This window comes from Peptococcus niger, assembly GCF_900101835.1.
Taxonomy (GTDB): Bacteria; Bacillota; Peptococcia; order Peptococcales; family Peptococcaceae; genus Peptococcus; species Peptococcus niger.
This window is the reverse complement of the sequence record NZ_FNAF01000026.1, coordinates 1-5,428: the sequence shown is the minus strand read 5'-3', so window position 1 is coordinate 5,428 and position 5,428 is coordinate 1. Positions and strand designations below refer to the sequence as shown.

The following is a 5,428-nucleotide window of genomic DNA, read 5'->3' as shown; positions in this document are numbered from 1 at the left end:
ACCTCCTTTCTAAGGAAAACCCGTAACGGTAGAAACCGTTACAACAAATTGTTACACTTGTTTGGTCTGTTTAGTTTATTAAGCACATGAGCAATTGCTCCTGTGCTTTTTTTGTTGGGCCGATTAGTGGTATGCCCCGGACCTTCTCGGCGAACCATTTCTATGGTTCAGTCGCCGGGCTAAAGGACTATCCTCTCGGCAAATTGTCACTACATCAAAGTGTCTACGGTTCTACCGCCGGGTACAAGCGGTAGTCGGGTCAGGTGGTGTGGCGGATCACCTCGTAGCTTAAGGAAAACCCGTAACGGGCGACGTCGTGACAACAATCTAGTACATCTTTTGGCCTGCTTCCATAGACCAGCGCATAAGCTTAATGCTTGTGCGTTTTTTTATTGGCCTTGCAGGGGCTTAAGTGATTTGAGGCGAAGGCGATGCCCCTTGGAGAAGACCTTTATTTTAACCAGTAAGTTTTCTAAAAAAGCTTTTGCTTTTTAAAAAATGTGGTATAATACGAATATGAACAATGTTCATTTTGGAGGGAAAGGTATGAATCATCAAGCGACGTCTAAAGAAAAACTATTGACGGCAGCGCGCATTTTGGTTGCTGAAGAAGGCTTTTCTGCTCTAGCCATCAGAAAGCTGGCTGAAGCAGCTTCTGTTTCAGTTGGAACGGTCTACAATTATTTTCCGTCTAAAAAAATATTGATGGCGGAAGTGGTTGAATCTGTTTGGTTATATATTTTTCACGGTGACAACTGGACGCAACCGGACAATTTTTTGTCATCTGTGGAATGGATTTATGGACGCCTTATGGCGGCTCAGCGACAATATCCGGATATTATGCAGGTTCATTTTCATGGGCTGCCGGAATCGGACAGTGAGAAGATGCAGGCGATATACCAACATATTGAAGCGGCCTTGGTGAAGCTTTTGGATCAAGATGAGGATGTGCGGCAGAATGTTTTTGGCGCGGATTTGACATCGGAGCAGCTGGCACGTTTTGCCTTGCATCATTTGATGTACCAGGCGGCCTTAAAAAAGGATAATTGTGCCGATTTATTGGCGGTTTTAAAGGCGCTCTTATATGAGGAGGATATGGGATGTTTAAAAAAGTTAAGCAGATAAGGCTCTTGCTTTTTGCAGCTGTGGTGTGGATGTTTGCCGGATTTAACGTCATGCGTTTAGGTGTTCTGAGCTTTTATAAGCCGATTTACTGGTGGGAGCCAGTATTGATGGTGATGGTTTTTCTGGTTTTTGCCGTTTTTATTTTTGGACCCTTGGTCAAAAAAAACGTGGTGCGCATTGCCGCCTACAAAACGCCCCAGCCCTTTTACCGCTTTTTTGACCGGAAGGGGTTTACGATGATGGCCTTGATGATTACCCTAGGGGTGAGTTTACGGGCTTCCCACCTATTGCCGGATGTTGCTATCGCTGTCTTTTACACCGGCTTGGGAGGGGCTTTGGCCATGGCCGGTATTTTGTTTATGAAAGCCTATATTGAGGCGCATCGCAAGGTGCAGGGTTGAGTCCTTTGTATAAGTGACAGCAAACAGGCCACCGCTGATTTTCATGAATCAGCGGTGGCCTGTTTGCTTTTATTTTTTTATGAAGGGTTAATCGCTTAAAACGCTGCCGGCGGCGGTTACAAAGAGTTCGGCCGGCGGGGTGAGGCTTGAGAACTGCATTGGGCTCAAAACGGCGGCATAGGCGCCGGCATTGTCGATGATGACGGCGTCACCAACGGCCAGCTTTGGCAGCAGAATATCTTCGGCGATCAGGTCTGTGCCGGCGCAAAGGTTGCCGACAAGGTTGACCTGCTCAGAGGGCGGATCGTTTTTTAGGGTACGGATATGAAAGGCGTCGCGGCAGGTGAACAAGGGTTCAAACGGTTGGGCATCCGGGTAGGGGCGCATCATCTGGTCAATGGACGGACGAATGAAGCCGTTTAAGGTATTGCTTAAAATCAGCCAGGTCTTGCCGCGGGAAACCTTGCGGTCGCGGACGGTGGTGATGTATTGTCCGCTTTGGCCGACGCAGAAGCGGCCGCTTTCAATAAAAATCCGGGTGTAGGGGTGGGCATTGCGATAGCGGGCCAGGTATTTGCCGGCGGCCAGGCCCAAGGCGGGAATATCCAAGGGGGTTTGATGGGCTGCGTAAGCTAAGCCGATGCCAGACCCCATATTGATGTACATGAGCGGTCGGCCCAGGGCAGCCTCAACCCGGTCTGCCAAGGAGAGGACGTTCTGGTAATAGGCTTGCAGTTTGTCGCTGTCTAAGACTTGGCTTTGCAAATGAACGTGGATACCAGTCACCATCAAATGGGGCATATGCCGGTTCTTTAAGATGGGTAGTAGCATTTCTTCATCAATGCCGAATTTTGCCGATAAGCCGTCGCCGCCATTCATCGAAAAAGCGGGGTTGACCCGGACGCCAATTTCCGCCACCGTGCCTTCTCGGGCAGCAAGGCGTTCCAAGTGATCCAACTCACCAATGCTGTCGGCAATAATGGTGGCGGCATTAAAGGCGCCTTCCAAGTCGGCAGGAGATTTACCTGGCGCCGAATAATAAATTTGTGATTGCCGCAAACCGGCATCAGCAGCCAATTGGACTTCTTTCAAACTGGCCGCATCTGCCCCAAAGCCTTCAGAAAAAATGGTGCGGAGAATATGCGGGTTTGGGTTACATTTGAGGGAATAGAAGAAATCCACGTCCGGAAAATGGGTCCGGAGTAGCTGGGCTTGGCTGCGAATGTGCTGTTCATCGTAAATATAAAAGCTGTCGTGGTTTTCAAGCTGGGCTGTGATGATGTCATTTAACATGGGGCGGTCCTCCCGTTTTAGTCTTTAGTGCGGTCCATAGCACCAGTATACTGGCTTTCCGGCGATTGTACAAATCCACCTATAAAAAAATCGCTGCGCGGTCAGGCCGGCAGCGATGAGGGGGAGGTGATAAGAAAGGTGGTTTAATCAAGTCAGCAGCACTGGTCGGGACCTAGGTTTTGGCGGTGTTTGCAGATGCGCCTGTCTGTCAGCAAGGCATGGCTGGTTCTGCTGGCATCGGCAAGTGTGCGCCTGGATATGAGGGGGATTGGCAGGGCGGGTGGCGGGAAAAGCGGCTTGGCTGCTGCCCGCTTGACCTGCCCTGATTGGGTCCGGAGGGCTTATTGACTAGCCGACCGTTTTCGGAAGCTTGGCAGGCAAGTCATCAATGCGGCCGGGCAAGCCGGGAAAGGTGACGCTGCAGAGCAAGACGGAAGTACTGAATGTTGTCGCAAAGAGCTTTTTGATGGTTGACATGGACAGACCTCCTTATATTGGTTGTATTCATCCTACCATAAGCTTGTCAACCAGAAATGATGGGCCGGTAAAGATAGCAACAAGTTTTTCGCGCGAAAAAGGGCTTCATTTTACAACTTACAGCAGGGGGGTTACCGTAACGGTCAAGGCACCGGCCGCTTCTAATTGGTGGGCCAGGGCAAGCAAGAGGGGCTCGGCTCCCTTTTTGCCCATGAATTGCAGGCCCAAGGGCAGGCCGGCCTCGTTTTCGTACAGGGGCAGGCTAATGGCCGGTTGACCGCCAATATTCGCTTGTTGGGTAAAGGGGGCGTAGGCTAAGAGGTCTGCAAAAGCCTCCCAGATTAGGGCTTGTTGGTCTGCGAAAGGAAGGTCATCGATGGCGTATAGTTTGTCGGTCATTGCTGGGCTCAGTGCAAAGCGATCTTGGACCGGGGCCGGTTCATTCGTCGTGGGGGTCAAGTAAAGGTCGTAATCATCCAAAAAGCTTTCAATGGTGATGCTGCAATGATCCCACACTTGCAAGGCCCGGGTATAGTCCAAGCCACTCACCTTAAAGCCGGCACGGTACCATGCCCAAGTGGTTGCTTCCAAATCTTTTTTTGTCACCGGCCGGCCCAGCATTTGACCGATGCTGTCGATGTTTGCGGCCATTTCGACGGCGTTCACCAAATAATAGGCCTTTAAGGCAGCAATGCCATCTGTCGGCAGGGTCTTTTCTTCCAAATGATGGCCCAAGTCGGATAAGATCGATACCGCCTGGGCCAGGGCTGCTTTGGCCTCAGCCGAAGTCTCTTCGCCGACGGGATTCTCCGCCGACCAGGCAATTTTAAGCGGCCGGCGGTTGACCAGCTGGTCCGGGGCCATGGCCAAGGGCGGCAGGGGGAAGGGGTAGGACAGGCTGCGCTCCTGGACGGTGGTCAGCAGGGTCATGGTATCGCGCACCGTCTTGGTTAAGGCAAAAGAAATGGCCGCGCCCTGCCAGCGCCGATAATTGCCGGGCCCGGCCGGGGTCCGTCCGCGCGTTGGCTTCAAACCGATTAGCCCATTCAGCCCTGCCGGCACGCGAATAGAGCCGCCACCGTCACTGGCGCTGGCCACCGGCACCCAGCCCGCCTTAACGGCTGCCGCTGCCCCGCCGCTAGACCCGCCCGGGTTGCGGGCAAGATCCAGCGGCGATGATACCGGCCCGTATACTTCCGCATCACTGATGGTTTTCACGCCGAACTCAGGGGCATTCGTTCGTCCGATAATTAGAAAACCGGCCTGCAATAAGGCCTGCACATACCGGTCTGTCTCTGCTGCCACATGCGACCGCATCAACCGGGACCCGTTGGTCAGCGGCATGCCCTTTTGTGCATCGCCCAAATCTTTCAATAGAATCGGAACCCCGAAGAAAGGCGGTAAATCAGCCCGGGCCTGGGCCGATAATCGCGCCAATATTTTATCTGCCCGTTCAGCAACCTGCAGTGTTGGTGGTTGCTGCAAATCCATTACCGCATTGAGTATCTTATTTTCAGCGCGAATGGTCGCTATGACCTCATTGGTTAAAGCGCTTACAGTATACTCACCCTTGCGAATTTTTGCTGCCGTTGCCGTTGCATCGTCAAAAAAAATCATAAGAACTCCTTTCGCTGTTCAGGACCATGCTCTCATACAAGTATTGTAGCCGGTGGCCTTGGCTGCGGCAAATCAAAATTAAGACAGTGGTAAAGGGCGTAAGCCCTAAACAGTTGTAAGCGTCAGCAAGCCCACTTGACCGTCTAGGAGAAAAACAAATAAAGTTTCCCAAAAAGGCAAAAAAAGGGTTGACGGCATAAAATAGTCGTGGTATTATATACAAGCTGTCGCAAACGACAGCAGTTCTTTGAAAACTACACAGCAACGCATACGAAAGATATGCAGATGAGTTTTTCTGTTTATATAGAAAAGGTCATCAATTTCATCGAGAGTGAAAACTCAAGCGAAATAAGTAAGCAAACTTATACTAAACCAAAGGTTAAGTAACTAAGGGCATGCGGTGAATGCCTAGGCGCCGGGAGCCGAAGAAGGACGCGGTAAGCTGCGAAAAGCTACGTTGAGTCGCAAGCAGACCTTGACACGTAGATATCCGAATAGGACAACCCTGCCGGAGT

General features: G+C 51.3%; 5 protein-coding genes and 1 rRNA gene. 3 read left to right on the top strand and 3 right to left on the bottom strand.

What is annotated here, in order from left to right; all coding sequences use genetic code 11:
• Positions 1-546: 546 nt before the first annotated feature.
• On the top strand, positions 547-1,125 hold the full coding sequence (locus BLQ16_RS09500) for a TetR/AcrR family transcriptional regulator (RefSeq protein WP_159428082.1): 579 nt from the start codon (positions 547-549) through the stop codon (positions 1,123-1,125).
• Positions 1,101-1,526 carry a hypothetical protein gene (locus BLQ16_RS09495; protein ID WP_091792479.1) on the top strand — a complete coding sequence of 142 codons (426 nt, stop codon included), beginning with the start codon at positions 1,101-1,103 and terminating at the stop codon, positions 1,524-1,526. The genes BLQ16_RS09500 and BLQ16_RS09495 overlap by 25 nt, the downstream gene beginning before the upstream one ends.
• Before the next feature lie 87 nt (positions 1,527-1,613).
• Here BLQ16_RS09495 and BLQ16_RS09490 read toward each other — a convergent pair whose 3' ends face one another.
• The 3 genes from BLQ16_RS09490 to BLQ16_RS09485 form a co-directional block, all read right to left on the bottom strand.
• Positions 1,614-2,819: an alanine racemase gene (locus BLQ16_RS09490; RefSeq protein ID WP_091792478.1), complete on the bottom strand. Its 1,206-nt coding sequence runs from the start codon at positions 2,817-2,819 to the stop codon at positions 1,614-1,616.
• A 348-nt stretch (positions 2,820-3,167) separates the two neighbouring features.
• On the bottom strand, positions 3,168-3,296 hold the full coding sequence (locus BLQ16_RS09890; protein WP_278308571.1) for a hypothetical protein: 129 nt from the start codon (positions 3,294-3,296) through the stop codon (positions 3,168-3,170).
• 117 nt (positions 3,297-3,413) lie between these two features.
• Entirely contained in the window at positions 3,414-4,913 is a 1,500-nt protein-coding gene (locus BLQ16_RS09485) for an amidase (protein ID WP_091792477.1), read from the bottom strand.
• Positions 4,914-5,290: 377 nt separating this feature from the next.
• On the opposite strand from BLQ16_RS09485, the gene BLQ16_RS09480 reads away from it, so the two are divergent.
• Positions 5,291-5,428 (top strand): 23S ribosomal RNA (locus BLQ16_RS09480); the annotation flags it as partial.